Raw genomic sequence first — 23,993 nt, 5'->3', positions numbered from 1 at the left:
CGTGATCCTGAATCCCTGCGGTTCAGGACATCCATGCTATTTGCTGATTCACGGGGGCTTCCATGGCACGATATGTCTTCATTACCGGCGGTGTCGTCTCGTCGCTGGGAAAGGGCCTCGCCTCCGCGGCGCTCGGGGCGCTTTTGCAGGCGCGCGGCTTTTCGGTCCGGCTGCGCAAGCTCGATCCCTATCTGAACGTCGATCCGGGCACGATGTCGCCCTTCGAGCATGGCGAGGTCTTCGTCACCGATGACGGTGCGGAAACCGACCTGGATCTCGGGCATTACGAGCGCTTCACCGGGGTTTCGGCGCGCAAGACCGATTCCATCTCCTCCGGCCGGATCTATTCGAACGTGCTGGAGAAGGAGCGCAAGGGCGCCTATCTCGGCAAGACGATCCAGGTGATTCCGCATGTCACCAACGAAATCAAGGACTTCCTGACCATCGGCGAGGACGAGGTCGATTTCATGCTTTGCGAGATCGGCGGCACGGTCGGCGATATCGAGGGCCTGCCGTTCTTCGAGGCGATCCGCCAGTTCATCCACGAGCGCCCGCGCGGGCAATGCATCCTGATGCACCTGACGCTGCTGCCCTATCTGGCGGCCTCGGGCGAGCTGAAGACGAAGCCCACGCAGCACTCGGTCAAGGAGTTGCAATCCATCGGCCTTGCGCCCGATGTGCTGGTCTGCCGCTCCGAGCATCCGATCCCGGACAAGGAGCGCGCCAAGATCGCGCTGTTCTGCAACGTGCGCCCGGATGCGGTGATTCCCGCCTATGACCTGAAATCCATCTACGAGGCGCCGCTGGCCTATCACCGGGTCGGCCTCGATCAGGCGGTGCTGGATGCCTTCGGCATTTCGCCCGCGCCCCGCCCCGACATGGGCCGCTGGGAAGACGTGATGGACCGGCTGACCAATGCCGAGGGCGAGGTGAAGGTCGCCATCGTCGGCAAATACGTTCAGCTGGAGGATGCCTACAAATCCATCGCCGAGGCGCTGACCCATGGCGGCATGGCGAACCGGGTCCGGGTGAAGGCCGAATGGATCGATGCCGAGATCTTCGAACACGAGGACCCGGCCCCGCATCTGGAGAATTTCAACGCGATCCTGGTGCCCGGCGGCTTCGGCGAGCGCGGCACCGAGGGCAAGATCCGCGCCGCGCAATTCGCGCGCGAGAAGGGCCTGCCCTATCTGGGGATCTGCCTCGGCATGCAGATGGCGGTAATCGAGGCGGCGCGGAACCTCGCGCGGATCAACGATGCGGGCTCCGAGGAATTCGACCACGAGGCCGGCAAGAAGCGCTTCACCCCCGTGGTCTATCACCTGAAGGAATGGGTGCAGGGCAACCACCGGGTCGAGCGCAAGCTCGAAGACGACAAGGGCGGCACCATGCGGCTTGGCGCCTATTCCGCGGTGCTGAAGGAGGGCTCGAAGGTCGCCGAAGTCTATGGCGGCACCCAGATCGAGGAGCGCCACCGCCACCGCTACGAAGTCGACATCAAGTATCGCGAGCAGCTCGAAGCCTGCGGCCTCGTGTTCTCCGGCATGTCGCCCGATGGCCGCCTGCCCGAAATCGTGGAGCATCAGGGCCATCCGTGGTTCATCGGCGTGCAGTTCCACCCGGAGCTGAAATCGAAGCCCTTCGCGCCGCATCCGCTGTTTGCGGGCTTCGTGAAAGCGGCGAAGGAGCAGAGCCGCCTCGTCTAGGGCTCCAGATAGGCGCGCAGCCGCGGCGTCATGAAATCGAGAAAGGCCCGCACCCGGTGCGGCAGCCTTTCTCCGCCCAGAAACAGCGCGTGGATATCCTCGGTATCGCCCACCACCGCCTCGGGCAGCACCTCCACCAGCCGGCCCGCGCGCAGGTCCTCGCGCGCATGGAATTCGCCAATCCGGCCCAGCCCCATCCCCGCCAGCGCCATCCGCCGCACGGTTTCGCCATTATTGGCCAGCAGCGGCCCGGAAACGCTGCGGTCCACGATCCGGCCGCTGTCGCGCAGGGGCCACATCGGGGCGGAGCGGCGGAAGTTGAAGCCGAGGCAGCTGTGCCGCGCGAGGTCCTCCACCGTCTGCGGCGTGCCGCGCCGGGCCAGATAGGCGGGCGCCGCCACGATCTTGCGCTGCGCCGAGCCGAGCTTGCGCGCTGTCAGGCTGGAGCTTGCGAGCGCGCCCACGCGGAAGGCGATATCGGTGCGGTCCAGATACAGATCGACGATCTCGTCCGACAGCGACAGATCCACCACCACATTCGGATAGGCCTCCCAGAAGGCGGGCAGAAGCGGCTCCAGCCCGTGAATGCCGAAGCCCACCGAGGCATTCACCCGGACCGTGCCGCCCACACGTGCCGCGCCCTGCGACAGCTCGCGCTCGACCTCGTCCAGCTCCGAGAGCAGCGCCTGGCTGCGCTCGTAATAGACCTGCCCCTCGGCCGTGAGCGACAGCCGCCGGGTGGAGCGCTCGAGCAGCCGCACCCCCAGCCGCGCCTCGATCCGCCCGATCAGCTTGCTCACCGTGGAGGGTGTCATCCGCATCTGGCGCGCGGCCTCGGAGAAGCTCTGCGCCTCCACCACCCGCTGGAAGACCTGCATTTCACCCGCGCGATTGTCCATTCCCGGCCCCATCTGTGAATTTTATTCACGGATGATGTGCCCTGCGCGGCAATTATCAACCCCTGCCGTTTGCGCTATCTCTGGCCCCTCGCTGCGCTGCAAGGCCCTCCCCGCCGCGCAGGGCAGGATGTCCGCCCGAAAGGATTTGAGAATGCAGACCGTCAAAGCCCATGGGGCAGAGATACCGGCGCTCGGCCTCGGCGTCTTCCGCATGTCGGAAGCCGAGGTTGAGGCGATTGTGCCCGCAGCCCTCGATGCGGGCTTCGCCCATTTCGACACCGCGCAGATTTACGAGAACGAAGCCGCCCTCGGGCGCGCCCTGGCCGGCGCTCCGCGCGAAAGCCTGTTCCTGACCACGAAGGTCTGGGTCAGCAATTATTCCGATGCGCGCTTCCTGCCCTCGGTGGACGAAAGCCTGGAGAAGCTGCAGGTCGATCAGGTGGACCTGCTGCTCGCGCATTGGCCGGGCGACAGCGTGCCCGTTGCGGATCAGATCGCCTGGCTGAATGCGGCGCAGGCGGCGGGCAAGACCCGCTTCATCGGCGTCAGCAACTACAACCGCACAGAGCTTCGCGCCGCCATCGCGGCCAGCGACGCCCCGCTCATTACCAACCAGATCGAGATCCACCCCTATCTCGATCAAGCCCCTATGGCCGCCCTGGCCGCGCAGACGGGCACCGCCCTCACCGCCTATTACGGCATGGCCAATGGCGCCGTGCCGAAGGACCCCGCGCTGCAGGCCATCGGTCGCAGGCATGGCAAGACCGCCGCGCAGGTTGTGCTGCGCTGGCTGCTGCAGCAGGGCTTCGTGGCTCTGTCGAAAACCGCCCGGCCCGAACGCCTGGCCGAAAATGCGGCGCTGTTCGATTTCGAGCTCCCGCCCGAAGACATGGCGGCCATCTCCGCCCTCGCCCGGCCCGATGGCCGCATCGTGAACCCCGCGGGCCTCGCGCCCGACTGGACCTTGTGAGGCCACATGACACCGCAACCTACCGGCCGGATGAACTGGCCCCTCCTCGCGCTGGCGATCGGCGCCTTCGGAATCGGCGTGACCGAATTCTCGCCGATGGGCCTCCTGCCCGTCATTGCCGAAGGCGTCGATGTCTCGATCCCGACCGCGGGCCTGCTGGTCAGCGCCTATGCGGTGGGGGTTACAATCGGCGCGCCGGTGATGACGCTCCTCTTTGGCCGCTTCGGCCGGCGCGGCGCGCTGATGGCGCTGATGGGCATCTTTACCCTCGGCAATATCCTCTCGGCGCTGGCGCCCGATTACTGGACGCTGCTGCTCTCGCGGATCGTCACCAGCCTGAACCATGGCGCCTTCTTCGGCCTGGGCGCGGTGGTGGCCGCGAGCGTGGTGCGGCCCGAACGGCGCGCGAGCGCCGTCGCCACCATGTTCATGGGGCTGACCATCGCCAATATCGGCGGCGTGCCGCTGGCCACCTGGATCGGCCAGCAGATCGGCTGGCGCATGGCCTTCGCCGGGACGGCGGCTCTGGGGCTGGTGGCCATCGCGGCGCTCGGCCTCGCCCTGCCGAAGGGGCTGAGCGGCACCCGCCCCGAAGTCCGGCGCGAGCTGCGCGTGCTGATCCGCCCGGAGGTGCTTGCCGCCCTCCTGACAACGGTGCTGGGCGCGAGCGCGATGTTCACGCTATACACCTATGTGGCGCCGCTGCTGGAAAGCCTGACCCAGGCATCCGGCCGGTTCGTGACCCTGGCCCTCGTGGTGATCGGCCTTGGCTTCAGCATCGGCAACTGGCTCGGCGGGCGGCTGGCGGACTGGTCACTGGATGGCGCCACGGCGATGTTCCTCGCGCTGCTGGCGGCGATCATGCTGGCCATGCCGTTTGCCATCGGCACGCAGTCGGGCGCCCTGATCGTGCTGTTGCTCTGGGGGGCTGCGGCCTTCGCCATCGTGCCGCCGGTGCAGATGCGGGTCATGCAGGCAGCGCATGAGGCGCCGGGGCTCGCCTCCTCCATCAACATCGGCGCGTTCAACCTTGGCAATGCCATCGGCGCGGCGGCGGGTGGGGCGATGATCGGCCTCGGGCTCGGATATGCGGTAGTGCCGGTCTCTGGCGGGCTTCTGGCTGCCGCGGGGCTGGCGCTCGTTTGGCTCGGCCGGCGCCAGGCCGCGGGCAGCATTGCCTGCAACGCCGGCTGACCGGCGCTGTGGGCTCATGGGGGGCGGGTACGCCCGCCCCCATATCGTCAGTCGCTCAGGCCAAGCGCCGCGCGCACATGGGCCACGGCTTCCGGAACCTTGGCCGGGTCCTTAGCTGCCGCAGCCACTTCGGCTTTCAGCGCCGTCTTGGTATCGAGATCGAGCGCGGATTGCGCGATCAGCGCATCGGCCTTCGCCGCATCGAAATGCTCCACCGTCAGTGCATCGGACGCCTCCTGCAGGGCGTTCACCGCCGCCGATTCCGCATTGGAGGCGGCGCTCTGCGCCGCATCGACCGCGGTCGATGCGGCCGAATCCGCGGCCTTCGCGGCGTCGCGCGCATCGTTCATCGCATCGGTCGCGGCGGCCGAGGTGGATTGGCGCGCGGCATTGGCGGCATCCTTGGCGGCCTGCTTGGCCTGATCGGCCTTGTCCACGGCATTCACCGCCGCGTCGTCGGCCGCATTGGCCGCATCGCGGGCCGCCACGGCCGCAGCATCCTGCGCCTGTTCCGCGGTCGCATTGGCGGCATCAACGGCCTGCGCGGCGGCATCCTGCGCGGCGCCCGCGGCATCCTTCGCCGCATCTGCGGCCTGCTGCGCCTTTCCGCCCGCGCTGTCGAGCGTGGTGCTAACGGCATCTTGCGCCGCCACCGCCGCGCCCTTCGCCGCGTCCGCGGCCTGCCCGGCGGCGGCACTTGCCTTTTCCGCCGCAGAGGAAACCGCCTCGGCGCCTTCCTTCGCGGTCTCAGCGACAGCATCCGCCGCCCGCGCCACCGCCCCCTTCGCAGCCTCGGCGCTCTGGCCTGCGGTCTCGGCCGCGCGCTGCCCATCCGGGGTCCGCGTCAGGTACCATGCCCCGCTCGCAACCAGCGCCGCCGCAACGACCAAACCTGCTACCTTGTTCATTCTGCCGTCCTTCCGTTCGGAATGTTCTTCACCGCGGGAACGTTCGCGCCGGTTTCCGGTTCCGTCACCCGCTCATTTTTAGGGCAGCGCCAGACGCGCCCAAGGGCCAAAGGGCCAATTGCGGCCACCTGCGCTGATTCCGGTTGAATACGGTCCATCCGAAACCTATCTTGCGCGCCACTTCCTACTGGCCATACAAGGATCACAGCCATAGCCCGCAGACCGCACAATGCACCGCCGCAACGCGAAACCGGCCCCCGGATCAACGATCGGATCCGTGCGCCCGAAATCCGCCTGATCGGCGCGGATGGGGAAAATGTCGGGGTGGTCACCCCCGCACGCGCGATGGCAATGGCCGAGGAAGCCGGCCTGGACCTGGTCGAGATCTCGCCCACCGCGGTCCCGCCGGTCTGCAAGATCATGGACTTCGGCAAGTTCAAGTATGAGCAGCAGAAGCGCGAGGCCGAAGCGCGCAAGAAGCAGAAGATCATCGAGATCAAGGAAATCAAGTTCCGCCCCGGCACCGACACGCATGACTATGACGTGAAGATGCGCTCGGTGATGAAGTTCCTGACCGAGGGCGACAAGGTCAAGGTCACGCTGCGCTTCCGCGGCCGCGAAATGGCGCACCAGCAGCTCGGGCTGGAGCTGCTCAACCGCGTGGCCGGCGATGTCGGCGAGGCGGGCAAGATCGAAAGCATGCCGAAGCTGGAAGGCCGGCAGATGGTGATGATGATCGCGCCGAAATAGGCGCGGCCGGATCCGACCCGAAGGCCCCTGCCCGCGCGGGGGCCTTTTCACATGTGCTCACCCGTTCGTGAGACCCTGTGAGTTGCCAGCCCTGCCCCATATGCGACATTGAAGGCCAGCCAAAGACAGGAGCGCCCCGCATGACCATCCGCCTGACCCGCCGCGCCGCAGTCACCACAGCAGCCGCCGCCGTTTTTGCCCCCGGCCTGGCCCGCGCCGCGACCCAGGACATTCCGATGGCCGAGCAGGAGGCGCTGATCCCGCCGGCCGAGCGGCGCAACACGTCATCCTACCGCGAAATTTCGTGGGAAGAGCATTTCACGCGGCTGGACCGGGTGACGCTGATCGCAGATACGCGCTCCAAGGCGCTGCATTACTGGTCCGTGGGCGGGACGGATTACCGGCTCTACCCCACTTCGGTGCCGATGAACGAAGAGCTCACCAAGCGCGGCTATACCGAGATCGTGCGCAAGAAGATCGGGCCGAGCTGGACGCCGACGCCGTCGATGATCGCGAACGATCCTTCGCTGCATCCGATGCCGCCCGGGCCCGACAACCCGCTCGGCACCCATGCGATGTATCTGAGCTGGCCCGCCTATATCATTCACGGCACGCATGACACCCGCAAGATCGGCCGCCGCAGCTCCTCCGGCTGTATCGGGACCTTCAACGAGAAGATCGCTGAGCTGTATGAACTCTGCCCGATCGGCACGCAGGTCCTGATCCTGTGAAGAATAAAGCGCTGCGGGTGGGAGGACCCGCAGCGCATTCTGGATGAGACGAGGGAGAACGTCCGATCCTGCCACGGATCGCCGGGCTGATGCCCTTTCAGGGAGAAACAATCCGTAAGCCCTTGTTAGCAGGCGCAGCGCTGCGCGCGTTTGATCCATGTCAAAACCGGATGCAGCTGCGGCATCCCGCCGCAACCCGGCCTCAGGCGTTGGAGCCGCGCGCCGCAGGATCGCTCGGCGCATAATCATCCGGATCATGCGACACATGGGTATGGACGCCCCGGCGCGGCGCGGAGGCTTCGGGCGGGAAGAACGGCACCGGCGTGAACGGCGCCTCGACCGGATCCACCTTCAGACCCAGGGTTTGCAGCACCTGTCGCAGCGGCCCGTCGGCCTGCACCAGCAGGCGCTCCGCCTCGATCTGGCAAGGCGCATGGAACTGGCCCACACAGAGCGCCGCCAGCACCAGGTCGCCCTGCACCGCGATCAGCTGTCTGTCTTGCGTTGTTTCGTGCTCGGACATGGCCCTACTCCGACCGGTTGCACGCCCTTTATCGGGCGCGGCCGGTACGGACGCAAGATCTCAGTAACAGAACCGGTTGCCCAGCACGCTGCCGGCGATCCCGCCGCGGCGCAGCCCCCTGGCGGCGAGTTCGGCATCGCTGAGTGCCGACAGCCGGTCAATCTCGGCGAATTGCGGCTCTCGGTCGAGCTTGCGCAGGAGCGCACCGGAAACCTGGGCAACGAAGGGCAGGCGCTTGTCAGTTGTCACAATGGCGAGTGTCATGGAAACCTCCTGAAAGTTGCAGTCAGGTGTCTCCTCCCATGCGGCAATGATGCGTCAAATATACTGACTTACCTAGCGCGGGCTTTGCATGGCTGCCATGCAGCGAGCAGAATGGCATGGCCGCGCCGCCGGGCTGCGGCACAGCCCTCTGGGGCCGGGCCGGCCGCCAAAGAGGCAAGCGTTTCATGCGCGGCGCAGGCCCGGGCGTACTCCCGCGCCAAGCCGATGTGCCGCCCATCCGCCGCGATGGCCCTGCGCGCGCCAGCCTGCGCCGCCCGGACGGCTTCGGGCCGAGACATGGACAGCCCCACGGGAGCTGCTGCGCCAGATGAGGGCCGCAGATCGCAGCAATGTGCCAACATTGGCGCCGCGGGGGGATTGTCCCCGCCGCAGTGCTTTGGCACTTTGGGCGCACCTGACCGGAGAAGTTCCATGCGCCTGATCGCCGCCCTTGTTCCTCTGTCCCTGCTGGCGAGCTGCAGCGACCCCGGCTTTCGCGGAGTTCCGAGCGTACGCACGGCCGAGGCGAGCGAAGTGGGCGCCTGCCGCTTCGTGACCAATATCAACATGAAGCCCGGCGTATATGGCCCGGTTCTGGGCGATCAGGGCGTCAAATACGCCCGCAACAAGGTGCTGGAGAGCGCGCGCGACGATGGCGCCAATACGGTCGTCTTCGCCCCGGTCGAACCCGGCGGGGACGTCTATGTGCTGAAGGCGCAGGCCTACGCCTGCTAGGCGAGCAAACCGCGGCGTGCGGGCGGGAATACCGCGAAACTTCGAGGGCAGCCCTCCCCCGGCGCTATACCGCCCGATCGCATCGGAGCGCGGGCCCGCCTCTCACTCCTGCGGCGCGCTTGCGGGGCTGGGCTGCGGTTTCACCCCCTGGGTGCCCCAGGCGAGCGCGAGCTGATAGAGCACCGACATCAGCGCCGGGCCGAGATAGGCCCCGATCAGCCCCCAGGACAGGATCCCGCCAATGCCGCCGAGAAAGGCGAGAAGCCCCGGCAGCGCGGCGCCACGCTGGGTGAAATAGGGCTTGATGAAATTGTCGCATGTGATCGCCGCTCAGGATCAGGATGCAATCGGCCACCACCAGGGTCACGATCGGACCGATCTGGATCAGCGAGGCGAGGAATGTCAGGCCCATGAACAGGATGATGTTCGGCAGCCCGACGAGCCATAGCGCGACCGAGGCCAGGATCGCCTGCGCCGTGGCCGAGACGATCACGCCGAGGAAGGCCGTCCGCATCGTGTTGAACGCATTCGCCGCCACGCCGCGGGCAAAATCGCCGCCCACACGCTCCAGAACACCCGAGATATAGCCGCGGATATGAGACCGGTGCGCGAGCAGGAACAGCGCAATCACGGCGCCGAGCGCGAACTGGACGACGAAGGCGCCGAAGGTGCCGATCTGGGCCGCGGCCCAGCCCGCGACCTGGCCGAGATGGCGCACGCCGGTCTGCTCCAGCAGGCTGACATCCGTCGTCGCCGTGGCCCACCAGAGCGCCAGATCCGGCCCGACCAGCGGCACATCGGCGAGCCAGGGCAGCTGCAGGCTTTCGGGATGCTCGGAGAAGGATTGCAACATGTGCAGAAGCGAGGGCGCCGTGCGCAAGAGCTCCCAGGCGAAGAATATCGCCGGGCAGATCAGGGCGAACAGGTAGATCAGGCCGAAGAGCAGCACAGCCAGAGACCGGCGCGCGCCGAGCCGGTTCGTCACCGCCTCGAACGGGCGCGCGCAGATGACGGCCAGCGCCCCGCCCCAGAGGATCGACGGCATCAGCGGGACCAGGATCCGGTAGCCGACGACGATGGCCCCGATGATGAGCGCGAGCCCGATGATGTCATCGAGGCTCCGGCTTCGGACACGTTCGCTCACTCTGGCTTCCTCCTGGATCGCCCTTTTTCGGTGCCCCTGCGGGCGCGGCAGCCTCGCCACCGCAGGAAATCATGCCTGGCGGATGCCACTGGCGCAATATCGGCCTTCCGCATCATAGCCCTGTGCGGGCCGGCCCCATGGCGCTGGCGCCACGGCAGGGGATCAGTTGCAGGCCGGGTATTTGTACCGATCGGCCTGCGAGACATCCGCCGGGCAGCCGCCCTCCACATTGCGCCAGAAATGCGCGACGCCCTTGCCGTTGGAGTGGAAGTTGCACTGGAAGGTGGTTTTCGGATTGGTCTCGGTATCGCCGTTGACCGCGAAGGTGCCATCGGTGCGCTGGCCCTCGAACTTGACGTTCACGACGCCCGGGGGCACGTGCATATGTTGGACCACATAGGCTTGGCGCTGCTCCATCATGCTATTGGCGTTCGCTTCGGCGAAGGCCGCACTCGCCGAACAGCCGATCGCCAGGGTGGCGCACAGGATCAGGGTCTTCATCTTGGTCTCCTCGTGAAATCGGGGTGACGCCCCTAGGGAACGTGATGACGGCCCCGGAGCCACCGGCACAGGGCAGCACACAGGGTAAGGTTCACCGCAGGGGCCAGCACCCCGGCGGCCAGCGGCCATGGGTCCGGCAGCGGCGGCACCCACAAGGTCCAGGGGAGCCCCAGCAGGATGACATAGGCCCCGGAGAGCGGATCGCGCTCCTGCCCGAACAGGCCGAAGGTCCCGATCGCCAGCACGGCCAGCGCAGCCGCATAGGCCAGGGCGAAGAGCGCTGTCGCGATACGGCAGAGCATCAGCCACCCGTCATGATGGCCTCGACCAGCTCGAAGCGGTCCTCGCCGATGGTGACGACGAAGATATCGCCGTGCTGCGCCACGCGCATTTCGCCATCGGCCTGGCTCGCATCGGACCAGGCTGGCCGGTTATTCTCATAGCCGATCACCCGGCGCAGGCCGCCGTCCGGCCCGAAGAGGGTGATCGTCCCGCGCCCGGGCGCCTCCCGGCGCACGCCGAATTTGCAGGTGCCCGTCGGTGCTCCGCCGAGCGCGCAGGTCACCATGCCCGTCGCATGGAAATCCGTCCCCGGAACCAGCGCATCCCCTGCCTCAGGCGGCGCGCCCTCGACGAGGAAATCTCCCGCAGCCCAGCCTTCGAGCCCCGGATCGGCCAGCGTGGCAACGTGGCACCAGCGCCGCCCCTCGCTTATCCGGCAGCCGAGGTTGCGCACTGTGGCGCGCGGCTCCAGCCGCCCAATGGAGGCCGCAGCGACGCCCGGGCCCGCGCGCAGGGCAAGCGGGCCGCCGGAGGTGTCTACCCGGAAATAATCCGGTCCCCCTTCGAGCCCATCGGCATAATCCCCCTGCACCGGCGCCGCCGCACTCCCGAGAGCCGAGACCGAGACATCGAGCGTGAAGGCCGCATGCTCTCCCCGGCGCGCGGCCGCACGATAGAGGAACACATTGATGGTATAGGTTCCCGAAGCCGGCAGCACGCCGGAGACGAGGTTCATCTCCGGCACCATCTCCGTTCCGGCCATCTCGCTCACGGCCAGCGCCTCATCGCCCGGCCCCCGGCCCGGCCCATACAGGTTGAAATAAAGCGAATCGCTCGGCGATTTCAGCCGCACGGTGATCTTCTGGCCCGCCTGCGCACCGACCGTATACGAGACCGACTCGCGCCCCCTGATCTCGCCTTTCAGCGTCGCTCCGGTCGCCCCGGCGGCGAAATGCACCGGCACCTTGCGGGTGCCGCCATCTTGCGCCACAGCTGGCCCCCCGGCCGCGAGGCCGAGCAGCGCGCATATAATCCAGTGTTTCATCGCAGCCTCCGGCGATCGCCTCGGCACTCGTCTGCGGCGCGCATCTGAACCGAGGAATACCGCCCGTTCGACGTGGTGATCTCGGCGCAGGCGCCGGTCGAGCGGTTGAACCACCAGGTCGTCAGCCCGCTGCTGCGGACGGGTTCATAGCCGAGGTTGCGGATGCCCATCTCGGCCTGCCCGGCCTTCGCGCCTTCGAAGGAGGCGAGGCTGTATTCGCTGCCGGTCGCGGGGCGGCCAGCGCTGGAGGCCATCTCATCCTCAGCCTCCACACAGCCGCCCAGAAGGCCGAGGGCTGCGAGAACGACAACAGAAACGCGGGTCATGAGGGTATCCTTCCGGGAAATTCATTCAACAGGCGGCCGCGGGCACAGCAGGCTCCGGCCGAATTTTCATGCGCCGCAAAGGCGGCCAAACCACAGCCTCCCGACGCAGCAGGATTTCTGGAAATGGGCAGTCTGAACGGCCCGCGCCGACCTTGGCGCGGCGCTTACCCGCGCGAGCCTCCACACTGCCTCGAGCCGTGACGCAGCCTCGCCCCCCCCTTTTCACAACGCCGCCCCCACCCTGCGAAAGCGCAATATAATAAGCAAGATCAATATTTTACAGGAAAAGCTCCTCCGCAGCCTAGGCTCAGGTAAAACGAATTATTCACGCTGACATGAGCACTGCTCATGTCTTGGCACCTGCCCTGCATTCCTCTGCCGATGCCGCTTCGCGGCGCAGCCAGCCGATCAGCTTGCGCAGCGGGGCCTCGCCCGAGCGCGCCTCCTTGAAGCAGGCCCGTTAGATCCGCGCGGAGGCGACCGCCCCGGGAAAGCAGATCTGCAGCGCCCCGGATTGCAGATGCTCCGCCGCGAGGAAATCCGGCACGAGCGCCACCCCCGCCCCGCTCCGCGCCAGGCTGAGCGCCAGCACATAATGCGTGCAATACACCAGCGGCGAGGTCAGAACCCGCTCCATCCCGACCCGGCCCGCTTCGGCAAAGCCGCACCAGTCCCCGGCCTCCCTGCCGGGCTCGGGATGCGCGGTGATCAGGGGCACAGTGCCCGCCGCGGCCCGGCGGCACAGCTCCGGGCTGGCCACGGCCAGAAGCCGCTCCTCGAACAGATCGCAGGCGCTGAAGCCGGTCTTCACCCCGCGGGCGGTAATGATGCAATCGGCAATGGCCTCGCTATGCTCTGGGTCGCGCGCATAGAGCCGCAGCTCCACCTCTACGCCTGGGTTTTCCGCATGGAACCCGGCCAGCCGCGGCGCAAGCCATCCGGGCCCGAAGGCCGAGCACACCGCCACCCGCAGCCGCGGACGGGCTTTGCCGATCACCAGGCCGAGACAGGAATCGAGCACCGAAAACCCCGTGGCCAGCTGCGCGGCCAGGTGCTGCCCGGTTTCGGTGAGGGTGATCCCCTTGCCGCGGCGCACGATCAGGTCTTCGCCGACCACCTTGCCCAGTTCGCGCAACTGGTGGCTGACGGCACTCGGCGTCACCCCGAGCTCTTCGGCGGCGGCGATCATCGAGCCGCGCCGGGCGACCGCGTCGAAATACTGCAGGCTGCGCAGCAGCTTCGGATCACGGCTTCTGAAGTGCATGGGCTGGCTCCGAGACTTTGGCGGGATGCGCTGGCGGCTTCAGGATCGCACGGGAGGGGGCAAAAGCGCCGCAGGGATCGTGAACGCGCGTCTTGCGGGCTTTGGGCGCCGCAGCCGCAGGACCCGCGAGCCGGCATCCGCTCCGGGCCGCAGCGCTCCACGGCGCATTTCTGCGCGGCCTTTCGCGGCGACTCTCCGGCCCTGGCCGCCGGCGCCCGCTCCCGGCGCTGGAGGGGCCGGATCGTGCGAAAGAGACACGGCCGCTCCGGTCCCGGCGCAGGCTGCCCGCGGCGCGAAGCGCGCGGCGCGGCTGCGATGGCTGCGCTAGCCGCCGCGCCGCGGTCCCAGCCGCGCCCGAACATGCTCCAGCCGCGCCGTGCCAAACATGACCGACGCGCCCCAAGAACGAGGGCTGCGCGAAAGGCCGCGCGCCCGAATCCACACTGGATTCGCGCGCGGGGCCGGTGTAGGCGAAACCCATGACTCAGATCACCATTCCCCGCCCCGACGACTGGCACCTGCATCTGCGCGACGGCGCGATGCTGCAAGGCATCGTGCCGGAAACCACGCGCCACTTCGCGCGCGCGATCATCATGCCCAATCTGGTGCCGCCGGTGGTGACCGGCGCCCAGGCCGCCGCCTACCGCGACCGCATTCTGGCCGCCCTGCCCGAGGGCGCAGAGTTCGAGCCGCTGATGACGCTTTATCTGACCGAAGACACCGATCCGGCCGATGTGGCCGCCGCGGCCGCTTCGGGGCTGGTGAAGGCGGTGAAGCTCTATCCCGCCGGGGCCACCACGAATTCGGCCTCGGGTGTGCGCGATTTCGGCAAGGTCCGCCCGGTGCTGGAGAAGATGGCCGAGATCGGCCTGCCGCTCTGCGTGCATGGCGAAGTCACCGATCCGGCGGTCGATATCTTCGACCGCGAGGCGGTGTTCATCGACCGCGTGCTCGATCCGGTGCGGCGCGCAACGCCGGGGCTGCGGGTGGTGATGGAGCATATCACCACGAAAAACGGCGTCGATTACGCCCGCGCGCAGGGCGATGACCTCGGCGCCACCATCACCACGCATCACCTGATCATCAACCGCAACCATATCCTGGTGGGCGGGATCAAGCCGCATTACTATTGCCTGCCGGTCGCCAAGCGCGAGGAACACCGGCTTGCGCTGGTGGAGGCTGCGACCTCGGGCGATGCGCGTTTCTTCCTCGGCACCGATTCCGCGCCGCATGCGGATCCGGCGAAGGAATGCGGCTGCGGCTGCGCGGGCTGCTTCACCGCGACGAATACGATGGCGCTGCTCGCGCATGTATTCGAGGCCGAGGGCAAGCTCGGCAATCTGGCGAAATTCGCCTCCGTCAACGGGCCTGCCTTCTACCGGCTTGCGGTGAATGCGGACACGCTGACGCTGGAGAAGACCGAGGCCGCCGCCACCTGGCCCGCCAAGATCCTCACCGGCGCCGGCCCCGTCACCGTTTTCGACCCGGGTTTCCCGGTCTACTGGCATGTGAAAGGCTGAACCATGATCCCGAGCTCCTACCCCGCCAAGGAAGAGATCGCGCGGCTGACCGCGCGGATGCTGCTGGAAATCAAGGCGGTGCATTTCAACGCCGAGGAGCCCTTCATCCTGGCCTCCGGCCTGCCCTCGCCCACCTATATCGACTGCCGCAAGCTGATCTCCTATCCGCGGATCCGCTCCACGCTGATGGATTTCATGGCGGTGACGGTGCTGCGCGATGCGGGCTTCGAGGCCTTCGACAATATCGCGGGCGGCGAGACGGCGGGCATTCCCTTCGCGGCGATGGTGGCGGAGCGGCTCGCCCTGCCGATGACCTATGTGCGCAAGAAGCCGAAGGGCTACGGCCGCAACGCCCGCATTGAGGGCGCGATGACCGAGGGCCAGCGCGTGCTGTTGGTGGAGGACCTGACCACCGACGGCGGCTCCAAGCTCTCCTTCGTCGATGCGATCCGCGAGGCCGGCGCCAGCTGCGCCCATACGGCGGTGATCTTCTACTACGGCATCTTCCCGGAGACGGTGGGCAAGCTCGCCGATCACGGCGTGAACCTGCATTACCTCTGCACCTGGTGGGACGTGCTGGCCGAGGCCCGCGCGCAGGGCGCCTTCGATGCCAAGACCCTCGACGAGGTCGAGAAGTTCCTGCAGGCGCCGCGGCCCTGGCAGGAAGCGCGCCAGAAATAATCTGGGGATAACCCTGTGGGCAGGATGTGGGCGGGCTGTGGAGTGGCCTGCCCCGACTCAGGCGCCCCTCGCCTGCCTGTGCCATCCGTGGTAGGCTGCGGGCAGGCAGCCACAAGAAGAACCCGAAATGCGGCGCCCGCAGGCCGGTTATCCCCAGAGTTATCCCGATTGGGATTTGCGGGCGGATCGGCTATGTGGGCGGCCCATGCACGAGGCCGAGATGAACGAGACCACCGCGATCCGCAATGCCGAGGCCGACCCCGCCACGGCAGAGACCGATGCCCTGCCGCACAATATCGAGGCCGAGCAGCAGCTGCTCGGCGCGATCCTGACGAACAACGACATTTTCGACCGGATTGCCTCGGTGGTGAAGCCCGAGCATTTCTTCGAGCCGGTGCACCGCACCATCTATGAGACCGCGATCGCGCGGATCCAGAAGAATGCGCTGGCCTCCCCGGTCACGCTCAAGGCCTATCTGGAGGACGACCTGGGCCTGCAGGCGCTTGGCGGGGCGGCCTATCTTGCGCGGCTCGCGGGGGCGGCGATCTCGGCCTATGCGGCGCGCGATCTGGCGCAGATGATCCACGACCTCGCGCTGCGGCGCGAGCTGATCCGGCTCGGCAAGGACCTCTCGGCTTCGGCGCAGAAGGTGGAGGTGGGCATCGAGCCCGAAGAGCTGATCGTGCGCACCGAAGGCGCGCTCTACAAGCTCGCCGAAACCGGCACCGCCGAAAAGGGCTTCGTCAGCTTCCTGAAAGCGGTGACGGAGGCCGTGCATTCCGCCAATGCCGCCTATCAGCGCGACGGCGGCATGGCCGGTGTCTCCACCGGGCTGCGCGACCTCGACAAGAAGCTCGGGGGCCTGCATCCCTCCGACCTTCTGATCCTCGCCGGGCGCCCCTCGATGGGGAAGACCTCGCTCGCCACCAACATCGCCTTCAACATCGCCAAGGCCTACAAGCGCGGCCAGCGCCCCGATGGCTCCGAAGGCGCGGTCGAGGGCGGCGTGGTGGGCTTCTTCTCGCTCGAAATGTCGGCCGAGCAGCTGGCGGCGCGGGTGCTTTCGGAGGCCTCCGAAGTCCCTTCCGAGCAGATCCGCCGCGGCGACATGACCGAATCCGAATTCCGCCGCTTCGTGGAGGCGGCGAAGGCGCTCGAGACCTGCCCGCTCTATATCGACGACACCCCCGCCCTGCCGATCAGCCAGGTGGCGGCGCGCTGCCGCCGGCTGAAGCGCACGCATGGGCTTGATGTGGTGATCGTGGACTATCTGCAGCTGCTGCGCGGCACCGGGCGCACCGACAACCGCGTGCAGGAAATCGGCGAGATTTCCATGGGCCTGAAGGCCATCGCCAAGGAGCTGAACATCCCGGTCATCGCACTGTCGCAGCTGAGCCGGACGGTGGAAAGCCGCGAGGACAAACGCCCGCAGCTCTCGGACCTGCGGGAATCGGGCTCCATCGAGCAGGACGCCGACGTGGTGATGTTCGTCTATCGCGACGAATACTACCACGAGCGCATGAAGCCGCCGGAGGACGACCCGAAATTCGCTGAATGGCTGCAGAAGGCAGAGCGCGTCCATGGCAAGGCCGAGGTGATCCTCGGCAAGCAGCGCCACGGGCCGATCGGCACCGTGGAGGTCGCCTTCGAGAGCCGCTTCACCCGGTTCTCGGACCTCGCGAAGCCCTGGCAGGGCGAAGGCGGCGAGAGCTACTGACGCAGCACGGCCCCGGGGTTCAGGATCCCCTCGGGGTCGAAGGCCGCCTTCAGCGCCCGCATCAGCGCCATCTTGGCCGGGTCGGCGTAGCGTTCCAGATCACCGACCTTCAGCCGCCCGATACCATGTTCGGCCGAAACCGAGCCGCCGAAGCGCACCACCAGGTCGTGGATATCGTGCTTCACCGCCGCCGCATCATAGCCGTCGCGGGCGCGGCCCTCGGCCGGGAAGACGTTGTAGTGCAGGTTGCCATCGCCCACATGGCCGAAGCAGTTCACCCGCACATCGCGCCCTGCCAGAACGGCATCCGCCTCGGCGATGAAGCCGGGCAGGTCTGCCACTGGCACCGAAATGTCGTGGCTGCTGATCGCGCCGATGCGCCGGTTCGCATCCGGGATGCTCTCGCGCAGGGCCCACATCGCGCGCGCCTGCCCCACGGATTGCGCGATCACCGCATCGGTGACCAGATCCTCCGCCGCCTCGAACAGCCCGGCGAAGGCCTCCTCGATGTCCATGCCCGCAGGCAGGCCGAGCTCCACCAGAACGATCCAGGGCGGATCTTCGGCGAAGGGGAACTGCACCTCGGGCCCGACCGCACGCAGGAACGCAAGCCCCTGCGCCGCGATGAGCTCGAACGCCGAAACGCAGCCCGCGAACAGCCCCTGCGCGAGCCCCAGCAGCGCCACCGCCGCCGCAGGCGATGGCACCGCGAACATCGCCACCCCCTCCACCGCAGGCGGCTCGAAGAGCCGCAGCGCCGCCGCCGTGATCACGCCCAGGGTGCCCTCGGCGCCGATCATGAGGTCGCGCAGGTCGTAGCCCGTATTGTCCTTGCGCAGCCGGGTCAGCCCGTTCCACACCGTGCCATCGGCCAGCACCGCCTCCAGCCCGAGGCAGAGCGCGCGCGCATTGCCATAGCGGATCACATTGACCCCGCCCGCATTGGTGGCAAGGCAGCCGCCGATCTGCGCCGTGCCCTGCGAGGCGAGGCTCAGCGGAAACCGCCGCCCAACGCCTTCGGCCGCATGGTGCACCGCCTCCAGCGTGGCGCCCGCCTCGATCACCAGGCTCTGGCTGTCCACGGCGCGCACCGCCGTCATCCGCTCCAGGCTCAGCAGAAGCCGCCCCGGCTCGGGTGTGACCTGCCCGCCCACGAGCCCGGTGCCGCCGCCATAGGGCACCACGCCCACCCGCGCCGCATGGGCCGCGCGCAGCACCTGCGCCACCTCCGCCGTGCTGCGCGGGCGCGCCACCGCGGCCGCCTGCCCGGGCCAGCGGCCGCGCGGCTCCTCCAGGTAGCGCGGCTCGGGCGGAGCCACGTCGATTCCCTGCCCCCGCAGCCCCTCCAGAAATGCCGTATCCGCCGTATTCATCATCCCACATCCGTCTTGCCGCGCCGATCCGCCCGCAGGTTCGAATACAGCACATGATTGCGCCAGCGGCCATTGATCTGCAGATAGGCCTGGGCCACGCCCTCGTATTTGAAGCCGGATTTCTCCAGCGCCCCGCGCGAGGCGAGGTTCTCCGGCAGGCAGGCCGCCTCGATCCGGCTCAGGTCGAGCTGGTGGAAGGCATAATGCACCACCGCCCCGATCGCTTCGCGCATATAGCCCTGCCGGGCATGGCGCGCGCCGATCCAGTAGCCCAGCGTGCCCGCCTGGGCCGGGCCTCGGCGCACATTGTCGAGCGTGATCGCCCCCAGCACCCGGCCATCCTCGCGCCGGATCATGAAGAACGGCACCGCCGTACCCGCGGTTTCCGCCCGCTGCGCCCAATAGACGCGGTTGGTAAAGGCCTTGCGGGTCAGATGGTCGGAAGACCACGACGGCTCCCAGGGCGCCAGGAACTCCCGGCTTTCCTCGCGCAGGAGCGACCAGTCCCGGAAATCGCCATGCTGCGGCAGACGCAGGGTCATCCGCTCGGTCTCGACCACCGCTTTGCGACGGCGCCCCAGCAGCATCAGGCGGCGAGCCTGCGCCGCAGCCCCTCCAGATCGGGCGCCGCCTGCGCCGGGCCATAGAGCGCCAGCGCTGCGCGGTCCTGCACGATCATCTTCTCGGCATAGGCCCGGACATCGGCGGTGGAGACCGCGTCGATCTGCTGCGAAATCTCGTCGAGCCCCGGCACCCGGCCCCAGACGGCCAGATTGCGCGCCAGCCGCTCGGCCCGGCTCGACGGGCTTTCCAGCCCCATCAGCAGCCCCGCCTTCATCTGCGCCCGCGCCCGGGCGACCTCGGCATCGGTCATGTCCTCGGTGGCGCGCTTCAGCTCGTCGATGGTCAGGTTTTCCAGCTGTGCCACCTCCTCCTCGGAGGTGCCGGCATAGATGGTGATCATGCCGGTATCGTCATAGGCCCCGGCCTGGGCGAAGATCGAATAGCACAGGCCGCGCTCCTCGCGGATCTTCTGGAACAGGCGCGAAGACATGCCCCCGCCCATCGCCGTCGCATAGACCTGCGCGGTGTAGAGATCGGCATCGGTATAGCACGGCCCCTCGAAGGCCAGCGCGAAATGCACCTGCTCGAGCGCCTTCAGCTCCCGCCGCTCGCTGCCCTGCCAGCGCGCGCCCTGCGGCGCGGCCTGGCGCACCGGCGCCAGCGTCCCGAAAATCGTCTCGGCCTGTTTCACGATGGCATCGTGGTCCACCGCGCCGGCCGCCGCCAGGATCATCTGGTCGGGCCCGTAATGCCCGCAGACGAACCGCTGCAGGTCTTCGCGCCCGAAGGCCGCCACCTTTTCCGAAGGGCCGAGGATCGTGCGCCCCATCGCCTGGTCCGGATAGGCCGCCTCCTGCAGCCAGTCGAAGATGATGTCGTCGGGCGTGTCCAGCGCCTGGCCGATTTCCTGCAGGATCACGTTGCGCTCGACCTCGATCTCGCGCTGGTCGAAAACCGGGTTGAGCACGATATCGGACACCACATCGAGCGCGAGCGGCACATCGTCCTTCAGCACGCGGGCGTAATAGGCCGTCATCTCGCGTGAGGTATAGGCGTTGATATAGCCGCCCACATCCTCGATCGCCTCGGCGATCTGCAGGGCGCTGCGCGTATTCGTGCCCTTGAACGCCATATGTTCAAGGAAATGCGCAATGCCGTTCTGCTCGGGCGCCTCGTGCCGGCCCCCCGCCATCACCCAGATGCCCACCGAGACCGAGGCGAGGCTCGGCATCTTCTCGGTGATGATCCGCAGGCCGTTCGGCAGGGTGGTGGTCCGGATCATAGGCGGCGTTCCTTGCGGATCAGGGTTTCGAGCGCGGCCAGATCATTGGCCACACGGGTCACGCGTTCGGGGCGCTCGAACAGGTCCGCCATGCGCGGCGGCAGCCCCGGGCGGATGCCCGTCGCCTCCTCCACCGCATCGGGGAATTTCGCCGGATGTGCGGTGGCAAGCGTGATCATCGGCGTGGCCGGATCGCGCGCGAGCGCCCCGGCCGCGACCCCGATCGCCACGGCGCTGTGCGGGCAGACGAGCTCGCCCGTGGCCTTCAGCGTCTCGCCGATCACCTCGAGGGTGCGCCCCTCCCCGACCGCGCCGCTGTCATAGACGGCGCGCAGCGCCCCGATGGCATTGGGCGAGACGGTGAAGCTGCCCGTCGTCTTCAGCTCTTCCATCAGCGCGGAAATGGCGGCGCCGTCGCGGCCATAGGCCCAGTAGAGCGCGCGCTCGAAATTCGAGCTGACTTCGATATCCATGGAAGGCGAGATCGAGGGTTTCACCCCGTGCTTGGTGTAATCGCCGCCGCGGATGCAGCGGTCCAGAATGTCGTTCTGGTTGGTGGCGATCACCAGCCGCTCGACCGGCAGGCCCATCTCCTTCGCGAGGAAGCCTGCGAAAATATCGCCGAAATTGCCGGTGGGTACGGTGAAGCTCACCTTGCGCGCGGGCGCGCCGAGCGCCACGGCGGAGGCGAAGAAATACACGATCTGCGCCAGAACCCGGGCGAAGTTGATCGAATTCACGCCCGCCAGCCCGACTTCGTCGCGGAAGGTGAAATCGTTGAACATTTCCTTCAGGCGGGCCTGGCACTCGTCGAAATCGCCATCCATGGCGAGGGCATGGACATTGCCCTCCACCGGCGTGGTCATCTGCCGGCGCTGCACCTCGGAGACCCGGCCATGCGGGAACAGGATGAACACATCGACATTGTCGAGCCCGCGGAAGGCCTCGATCGCGGCCGAGCCGGTATCGCCCGAGGTCGCGCCCACGATGGTGATGCGCTGGCCACGCTTCGCGAGCTCAATCTGGAACAGCTGCCCGATCACCTGCATCGCGAAGTCCTTGAAGGCCAGCGTCGGCCCGTGGAACAGCTCCAGCAGGAAATGGTTCGGCCCCAGCTGCACCATCGGCGCGCGCGCGGCATGGCCGAAGCCCGCATAGGCGCGCTGGATCGCGCCTTTCAGCTCAGCATCGGTGAAGGTCTCGCCAGTGAAGGGCTTCATCACCCGGAAGGCGATCTCCTCGTAGCTCAGCCCGGCCAGCGCCGCGATTTCGGCCTCGGTGAAGGTCGGCACCGTTTCGGGCACATAAAGCCCGCCGTCACGCGCAAGGCCGGTCAGCATCGCGTCGCCGAAGCTCAGGGCCGGGGCCTGCCCCCGGGTAGAAACGTATCGCATCCGTGATCCTTCAGGTCTGTTGCCGCCTGATACGCCAGAACAGGAAGGCTGTCATCCCCGCCCATACCGCCGCCAGCGAAAACCAGGTCAGCGCATAGCCCAGATGGTCGTTCGGGATGCCCTCCGTGCCCAGCGGCACCGGCTCCACGCCCTGCATCTCGCCCTCGACGCGGCGCGCGACGATGAGGATCGGCTCCGCCTGCAACGCCGCGGCCATGGCGGGCACGTCGCGGGCGAACCAGATCCCGGTCTTGCTGTCGGGGGGCGGGGTATAGAGGTCCGCCTCCTCCGGCCAGTGCAGGTTCCCCGTCACCTTCAGCGCCACGCCCGGGCGCGGCGTGGTGCGCTCCGGATCCGGCACGAAGCCGCGGTCGATCAGGATCCGCCGGCCCTCCGCCTCGAAGGCCGAGATCACCTCATAGCCCGGCCCCTGCCCCTTGCGCCCGGTGAGCACCAGCACCTCCTGGCCGGTGGTGCGGCCCTCCACCTTCACCGGCGTATACTTGCGCTCGGGCGTGCCGCGCTCGGGCAGGCCCTCGGGCGCGGCTGCCAGCCGCGCCTCGATCCGCGCCAGCATCGCCTGCTTCCAGTGCAGCCGCTGCATCTGCCAGAGCCCGAGCCCGATCAGGATCGAACAGCCCGCAAGCCCCAGGATCAGCGGAAACAGGTAGCGCCGCAATTCCGCTTAACGCCCCCAGATGTAGATCGAGGTGAACAGGAACAGCCAGACCACATCGACGAAGTGCCAGTACCAGGCCGCCGCCTCGAAGCCGATATGCTGCTCCGTCGTCATCTGCCCGCGGATCAGCCGGATCATGCACACGAGCAGGAAGATCGTGCCGATGATCACATGCGCACCGTGAAAGCCCGTGGCCATGAAGAAGCTGTCCCAATACAGGTTGCCGGTGCCGATCGCCTGCTGCGCATGGGTGTATTCATAGAACTGCAGCACCGAGAAGAACACCCCGAGCACCACCGTGAGCGCGAGCCCGTTGATCGCATCGCGCCGGTTGTTCTCATGGACCAGCGCATGGTGCGCCCAGGTCAGCGTGCAGCCCGACAGCAGCAGCACGACCGTGTTGATCAGCGGCAGGTGCCAGGGGTCGAAGGTCTCGGTCCCGGCGGGCGGCCAGATCCCATCCACCAGCGGATAGGCCGGCCCGAGCGGATACATCGCGTTCTTGATGAAGTTCCAGAACCAGACGACGAAGAACATCACCTCGGACATGATGAACAGGATGAAGCCGTAGCGCAGCCCGATCCGGACGACGGGGGTATGCTCGCCCTCCTCACCCTCCTTCACCACATCGGCCCACCAGCCATACATGCAGTAGAGCAGGATGATCAGCCCGCCGAAGAACGGAAAGGGCGAGACTTTGTGGATCCAGAGCACCGCCCCGAACAGCATCACGAACGCGCCGAGCGCGCTGAGAAACGGCCAGATCGAAGGCGGCACGATCTGATAGTCGTGGTTGCGGGCGCCGGACATTGAGCTCCTCCTCTCAGGTGACCGTCAGTTGACCTTCGCTGCCGCATCCTCCTTCGGCAGCTCGGTCTCGAAGAACGTGTAGGACAGCGTGATCGTGTGGATCCGCGCCGTATCCGGGTCGCGGGCCATGCCCGGATCCACGAAGAACGACACCGGCATCTCCACCCACTGCCCCGGCTGCAGCACCTGTTCGGTGAAGCAGAAGCATTCGATCTTGTCGAAATAGGCCCCGGCGGTATCGGGGGCCACGTTGAAGGCCGCGGTGCCGCCGATGGGGCGGTCGGTCGGGTTGTAGGCCTCATAGAGCGCGAGCTGCGGCTCGCCGATGCGCACCGTCATCCGGGTCTGTTTCGGGCGGAACTGCCAGGGCATGTCCTTGGCGACATTGGCATCGAAGCGGATTTCCACCGTCTGATCGAGCACCTCGCCGCCGGCGGCATCGGCGCGCTGCGTGGTGCCGCCATAGCCGGTGGCGCGGCAGAACCAGTCGTAGAACGGCACCGCAGCCCAGGCCGCAGCCCCCATGAACACCACCAGCGCCAAGAGGCGCGCCACGATGCGGCCGTTCGCGCTCATGGCCGCCCCTCCGCCACCGGCTGATGCGGGGGCCGCTGCACCTTGACGATGGTCAGCGCGAAGACCAGCACCACGAAAGCGGCCAGAACCAGGCCAAGGCCGATATTGCGCGAGAGCCGCCGCCGGTGAAGCTCGTGTTCCCGCGCAAGCCCCAT

At 67.5% G+C, this 23,993-nt stretch carries 27 protein-coding genes; 9 read left to right on the top strand and 18 right to left on the bottom strand.

What is annotated here, in order from left to right:
- The first annotated feature begins 62 nt into the window (after positions 1–62).
- Complete coding sequence (locus tag ACOMG5_RS11050) at positions 63–1,706, top strand: CTP synthase (protein ID WP_420343855.1); 1,644 nt, start codon at positions 63–65, stop codon at positions 1,704–1,706.
- On the opposite strand, the gene ACOMG5_RS11045 is transcribed toward ACOMG5_RS11050, so the two are convergent.
- Positions 1,703–2,605, bottom strand: coding sequence for a LysR family transcriptional regulator (locus ACOMG5_RS11045; RefSeq protein ID WP_420343854.1), 903 nt, complete (start codon positions 2,603–2,605; stop codon positions 1,703–1,705). The two genes, ACOMG5_RS11050 and ACOMG5_RS11045, sit on opposite strands and share 4 nt — an antisense overlap.
- Positions 2,606–2,756: 151 nt before the next feature.
- Between ACOMG5_RS11045 and ACOMG5_RS11040 the strand changes: the two genes are divergently transcribed.
- Together ACOMG5_RS11040 and ACOMG5_RS11035 are read left to right on the top strand one after the other, a co-directional pair.
- Complete coding sequence (locus ACOMG5_RS11040) at positions 2,757–3,575, top strand: aldo/keto reductase (protein WP_420343853.1); 819 nt, start codon at positions 2,757–2,759, stop codon at positions 3,573–3,575.
- Between the two features lie 6 nt (positions 3,576–3,581).
- Positions 3,582–4,769, top strand: coding sequence for an MFS transporter (locus ACOMG5_RS11035; protein ID WP_420343852.1), 1,188 nt, complete (start codon positions 3,582–3,584; stop codon positions 4,767–4,769).
- A gap of 47 nt (positions 4,770–4,816) precedes the next feature.
- Here ACOMG5_RS11035 and ACOMG5_RS11030 read toward each other — a convergent pair whose 3' ends face one another.
- Positions 4,817–5,677, bottom strand: a complete 861-nt coding sequence (locus ACOMG5_RS11030) for a hypothetical protein (RefSeq protein ID WP_420343851.1) — start codon at positions 5,675–5,677, stop codon at positions 4,817–4,819.
- Between the two features lie 210 nt (positions 5,678–5,887).
- Here ACOMG5_RS11030 and infC point away from each other — a divergent pair, with 210 nt between their 5' ends.
- Both infC and ACOMG5_RS11020 read left to right on the top strand, forming a co-directional pair.
- A complete protein-coding gene (gene infC, locus ACOMG5_RS11025; protein ID WP_420343870.1) occupies positions 5,888–6,427 on the top strand; it encodes a translation initiation factor IF-3 in 540 nt (179 codons plus the stop codon).
- A gap of 140 nt (positions 6,428–6,567) precedes the next feature.
- A complete protein-coding gene (locus tag ACOMG5_RS11020) occupies positions 6,568–7,158 on the top strand; it encodes a L,D-transpeptidase (RefSeq protein WP_420343850.1) in 591 nt (196 codons plus the stop codon).
- A gap of 202 nt (positions 7,159–7,360) precedes the next feature.
- Here ACOMG5_RS11020 and ACOMG5_RS11015 read toward each other — a convergent pair whose 3' ends face one another.
- Positions 7,361–7,681, bottom strand: coding sequence for a hypothetical protein (locus ACOMG5_RS11015; RefSeq protein ID WP_420343849.1), 321 nt, complete (start codon positions 7,679–7,681; stop codon positions 7,361–7,363).
- A 60-nt stretch (positions 7,682–7,741) separates the two neighbouring features.
- Complete coding sequence (locus ACOMG5_RS11010; protein ID WP_420343848.1) at positions 7,742–7,945, bottom strand: hypothetical protein; 204 nt, start codon at positions 7,943–7,945, stop codon at positions 7,742–7,744.
- Between the two features lie 432 nt (positions 7,946–8,377).
- On the opposite strand from ACOMG5_RS11010, the gene ACOMG5_RS11005 reads away from it, so the two are divergent.
- The gene (locus ACOMG5_RS11005; RefSeq protein ID WP_420343847.1) at positions 8,378–8,680 is read left to right on the top strand and encodes a hypothetical protein; all 303 of its coding nucleotides are present in this window, start codon (positions 8,378–8,380) and stop codon (positions 8,678–8,680) included.
- Between the two features lie 64 nt (positions 8,681–8,744).
- Here ACOMG5_RS11005 and ACOMG5_RS11000 read toward each other — a convergent pair whose 3' ends face one another.
- The 6 genes from ACOMG5_RS11000 to ACOMG5_RS10975 form a co-directional block, all read right to left on the bottom strand.
- Complete coding sequence (locus tag ACOMG5_RS11000; RefSeq protein WP_420343846.1) at positions 8,745–9,824, bottom strand: AI-2E family transporter; 1,080 nt, start codon at positions 9,822–9,824, stop codon at positions 8,745–8,747.
- Positions 9,825–9,986: 162 nt separating this feature from the next.
- The gene (locus tag ACOMG5_RS10995) at positions 9,987–10,325 is read right to left on the bottom strand and encodes a hypothetical protein (RefSeq protein ID WP_420343845.1); all 339 of its coding nucleotides are present in this window, start codon (positions 10,323–10,325) and stop codon (positions 9,987–9,989) included.
- Between the two features lie 32 nt (positions 10,326–10,357).
- A complete protein-coding gene (locus tag ACOMG5_RS10990; protein WP_420343844.1) occupies positions 10,358–10,627 on the bottom strand; it encodes a hypothetical protein in 270 nt (89 codons plus the stop codon).
- Positions 10,627–11,652 (bottom strand): SH3 domain-containing protein, encoded by a 1,026-nt coding sequence (locus ACOMG5_RS10985; RefSeq protein ID WP_420343843.1) that lies wholly within the window; start codon positions 11,650–11,652, stop codon positions 10,627–10,629. Before ACOMG5_RS10985 ends, ACOMG5_RS10990 begins: the two co-directional genes overlap by 1 nt.
- The gene (locus ACOMG5_RS10980; protein WP_420343842.1) at positions 11,649–11,978 is read right to left on the bottom strand and encodes a hypothetical protein; all 330 of its coding nucleotides are present in this window, start codon (positions 11,976–11,978) and stop codon (positions 11,649–11,651) included. The genes ACOMG5_RS10985 and ACOMG5_RS10980 overlap by 4 nt, the downstream gene beginning before the upstream one ends.
- A gap of 460 nt (positions 11,979–12,438) precedes the next feature.
- Positions 12,439–13,242, bottom strand: coding sequence for a LysR family transcriptional regulator (locus tag ACOMG5_RS10975; protein ID WP_420343841.1), 804 nt, complete (start codon positions 13,240–13,242; stop codon positions 12,439–12,441).
- Positions 13,243–13,721: 479 nt separating this feature from the next.
- Here ACOMG5_RS10975 and pyrC point away from each other — a divergent pair, with 479 nt between their 5' ends.
- From pyrC to ACOMG5_RS10960, 3 genes are all read left to right on the top strand, one after another.
- Entirely contained in the window at positions 13,722–14,762 is a 1,041-nt protein-coding gene (gene pyrC / locus ACOMG5_RS10970; RefSeq protein WP_420343840.1) for a dihydroorotase, read from the top strand.
- A 3-nt stretch (positions 14,763–14,765) separates the two neighbouring features.
- The gene (locus ACOMG5_RS10965) at positions 14,766–15,443 is read left to right on the top strand and encodes an orotate phosphoribosyltransferase (protein ID WP_420343839.1); all 678 of its coding nucleotides are present in this window, start codon (positions 14,766–14,768) and stop codon (positions 15,441–15,443) included.
- 220 nt (positions 15,444–15,663) lie between these two features.
- Complete coding sequence (locus tag ACOMG5_RS10960) at positions 15,664–17,160, top strand: replicative DNA helicase (protein WP_420343838.1); 1,497 nt, start codon at positions 15,664–15,666, stop codon at positions 17,158–17,160.
- Here the strand turns inward: ACOMG5_RS10960 and ACOMG5_RS10955 are convergent.
- The 8 genes from ACOMG5_RS10955 to ACOMG5_RS10920 are packed head-to-tail and all read right to left on the bottom strand — an operon-like array spanning position 17,154 to position 23,993.
- Complete coding sequence (locus tag ACOMG5_RS10955) at positions 17,154–18,536, bottom strand: FAD-binding oxidoreductase (RefSeq protein ID WP_420343837.1); 1,383 nt, start codon at positions 18,534–18,536, stop codon at positions 17,154–17,156. The two genes, ACOMG5_RS10960 and ACOMG5_RS10955, sit on opposite strands and share 7 nt — an antisense overlap.
- Positions 18,533–19,120: a GNAT family N-acetyltransferase gene (locus tag ACOMG5_RS10950; RefSeq protein ID WP_420343836.1), complete on the bottom strand. Its 588-nt coding sequence runs from the start codon at positions 19,118–19,120 to the stop codon at positions 18,533–18,535. Before ACOMG5_RS10950 ends, ACOMG5_RS10955 begins: the two co-directional genes overlap by 4 nt.
- Entirely contained in the window at positions 19,120–20,379 is a 1,260-nt protein-coding gene (locus tag ACOMG5_RS10945) for a M16 family metallopeptidase (RefSeq protein WP_420343835.1), read from the bottom strand. Before ACOMG5_RS10945 ends, ACOMG5_RS10950 begins: the two co-directional genes overlap by 1 nt.
- The gene (gene thrC / locus ACOMG5_RS10940) at positions 20,376–21,773 is read right to left on the bottom strand and encodes a threonine synthase (protein ID WP_420343834.1); all 1,398 of its coding nucleotides are present in this window, start codon (positions 21,771–21,773) and stop codon (positions 20,376–20,378) included. The genes ACOMG5_RS10945 and thrC overlap by 4 nt, the downstream gene beginning before the upstream one ends.
- A 10-nt stretch (positions 21,774–21,783) precedes the next feature.
- Positions 21,784–22,452, bottom strand: a complete 669-nt coding sequence (locus ACOMG5_RS10935) for an SURF1 family protein (protein WP_420343833.1) — start codon at positions 22,450–22,452, stop codon at positions 21,784–21,786.
- A 6-nt stretch (positions 22,453–22,458) separates the two neighbouring features.
- Positions 22,459–23,262, bottom strand: coding sequence for a cytochrome c oxidase subunit 3 (locus tag ACOMG5_RS10930; protein WP_420343832.1), 804 nt, complete (start codon positions 23,260–23,262; stop codon positions 22,459–22,461).
- A 24-nt stretch (positions 23,263–23,286) separates the two neighbouring features.
- Positions 23,287–23,838, bottom strand: coding sequence for a cytochrome c oxidase assembly protein (locus tag ACOMG5_RS10925; protein ID WP_420343831.1), 552 nt, complete (start codon positions 23,836–23,838; stop codon positions 23,287–23,289).
- Positions 23,835–23,993, bottom strand: coding sequence for a hypothetical protein (locus tag ACOMG5_RS10920; RefSeq protein WP_420343830.1), 159 nt, complete (start codon positions 23,991–23,993; stop codon positions 23,835–23,837). The genes ACOMG5_RS10925 and ACOMG5_RS10920 overlap by 4 nt, the downstream gene beginning before the upstream one ends.

This window comes from Paenirhodobacter sp., from assembly GCF_041916475.1.
GTDB lineage: Bacteria > Pseudomonadota > Alphaproteobacteria > Rhodobacterales > Rhodobacteraceae > Rhodobacter.
This window is presented reverse-complemented; position numbering and strand designations above follow the sequence as displayed.

What these genes read in the sequence shown, in the direction of transcription:
- ACOMG5_RS11020 (WP_420343850.1), top strand. Translation starts at nt 6,568, where the DNA reads ATGACCATCCGCCTGACCCGCCGCGCCGCAGTCACCACAGCAGCCGCC.
- ACOMG5_RS10945 (WP_420343835.1), bottom strand. Translation starts at nt 20,379, where the DNA reads ATGATCCGGACCACCACCCTGCCGAACGGCCTGCGGATCATCACCGAG.
- ACOMG5_RS10965 (WP_420343839.1), top strand. Translation starts at nt 14,766, where the DNA reads ATGATCCCGAGCTCCTACCCCGCCAAGGAAGAGATCGCGCGGCTGACC.
- ACOMG5_RS10985 (WP_420343843.1), bottom strand. Translation starts at nt 11,652, where the DNA reads ATGAAACACTGGATTATATGCGCGCTGCTCGGCCTCGCGGCCGGGGGG.
- ACOMG5_RS10920 (WP_420343830.1), bottom strand. Translation starts at nt 23,993, where the DNA reads ATGGGGCTTGCGCGGGAACACGAGCTTCACCGGCGGCGGCTCTCGCGC.
- ACOMG5_RS10995 (WP_420343845.1), bottom strand. Translation starts at nt 10,325, where the DNA reads ATGAAGACCCTGATCCTGTGCGCCACCCTGGCGATCGGCTGTTCGGCG.
- ACOMG5_RS11015 (WP_420343849.1), bottom strand. Translation starts at nt 7,681, where the DNA reads ATGTCCGAGCACGAAACAACGCAAGACAGACAGCTGATCGCGGTGCAG.
- ACOMG5_RS11030 (WP_420343851.1), bottom strand. Translation starts at nt 5,677, where the DNA reads ATGAACAAGGTAGCAGGTTTGGTCGTTGCGGCGGCGCTGGTTGCGAGC.
- ACOMG5_RS10930 (WP_420343832.1), bottom strand. Translation starts at nt 23,262, where the DNA reads ATGTCCGGCGCCCGCAACCACGACTATCAGATCGTGCCGCCTTCGATC.
- ACOMG5_RS10990 (WP_420343844.1), bottom strand. Translation starts at nt 10,627, where the DNA reads ATGCTCTGCCGTATCGCGACAGCGCTCTTCGCCCTGGCCTATGCGGCT.
- ACOMG5_RS11050 (WP_420343855.1), top strand. Translation starts at nt 63, where the DNA reads ATGGCACGATATGTCTTCATTACCGGCGGTGTCGTCTCGTCGCTGGGA.
- ACOMG5_RS11040 (WP_420343853.1), top strand. Translation starts at nt 2,757, where the DNA reads ATGCAGACCGTCAAAGCCCATGGGGCAGAGATACCGGCGCTCGGCCTC.
- ACOMG5_RS11035 (WP_420343852.1), top strand. Translation starts at nt 3,582, where the DNA reads ATGACACCGCAACCTACCGGCCGGATGAACTGGCCCCTCCTCGCGCTG.
- ACOMG5_RS11010 (WP_420343848.1), bottom strand. Translation starts at nt 7,945, where the DNA reads ATGACACTCGCCATTGTGACAACTGACAAGCGCCTGCCCTTCGTTGCC.
- ACOMG5_RS10955 (WP_420343837.1), bottom strand. Translation starts at nt 18,536, where the DNA reads ATGATGAATACGGCGGATACGGCATTTCTGGAGGGGCTGCGGGGGCAG.
- ACOMG5_RS10950 (WP_420343836.1), bottom strand. Translation starts at nt 19,120, where the DNA reads ATGCTGCTGGGGCGCCGTCGCAAAGCGGTGGTCGAGACCGAGCGGATG.
- ACOMG5_RS10980 (WP_420343842.1), bottom strand. Translation starts at nt 11,978, where the DNA reads ATGACCCGCGTTTCTGTTGTCGTTCTCGCAGCCCTCGGCCTTCTGGGC.
- pyrC (WP_420343840.1), top strand. Translation starts at nt 13,722, where the DNA reads ATGACTCAGATCACCATTCCCCGCCCCGACGACTGGCACCTGCATCTG.
- ACOMG5_RS10975 (WP_420343841.1), bottom strand. Translation starts at nt 13,242, where the DNA reads ATGCACTTCAGAAGCCGTGATCCGAAGCTGCTGCGCAGCCTGCAGTAT.
- thrC (WP_420343834.1), bottom strand. Translation starts at nt 21,773, where the DNA reads ATGCGATACGTTTCTACCCGGGGGCAGGCCCCGGCCCTGAGCTTCGGC.
- ACOMG5_RS10960 (WP_420343838.1), top strand. Translation starts at nt 15,664, where the DNA reads ATGAACGAGACCACCGCGATCCGCAATGCCGAGGCCGACCCCGCCACG.
- ACOMG5_RS11045 (WP_420343854.1), bottom strand. Translation starts at nt 2,605, where the DNA reads ATGGACAATCGCGCGGGTGAAATGCAGGTCTTCCAGCGGGTGGTGGAG.
- ACOMG5_RS10925 (WP_420343831.1), bottom strand. Translation starts at nt 23,838, where the DNA reads ATGAGCGCGAACGGCCGCATCGTGGCGCGCCTCTTGGCGCTGGTGGTG.
- ACOMG5_RS11005 (WP_420343847.1), top strand. Translation starts at nt 8,378, where the DNA reads ATGCGCCTGATCGCCGCCCTTGTTCCTCTGTCCCTGCTGGCGAGCTGC.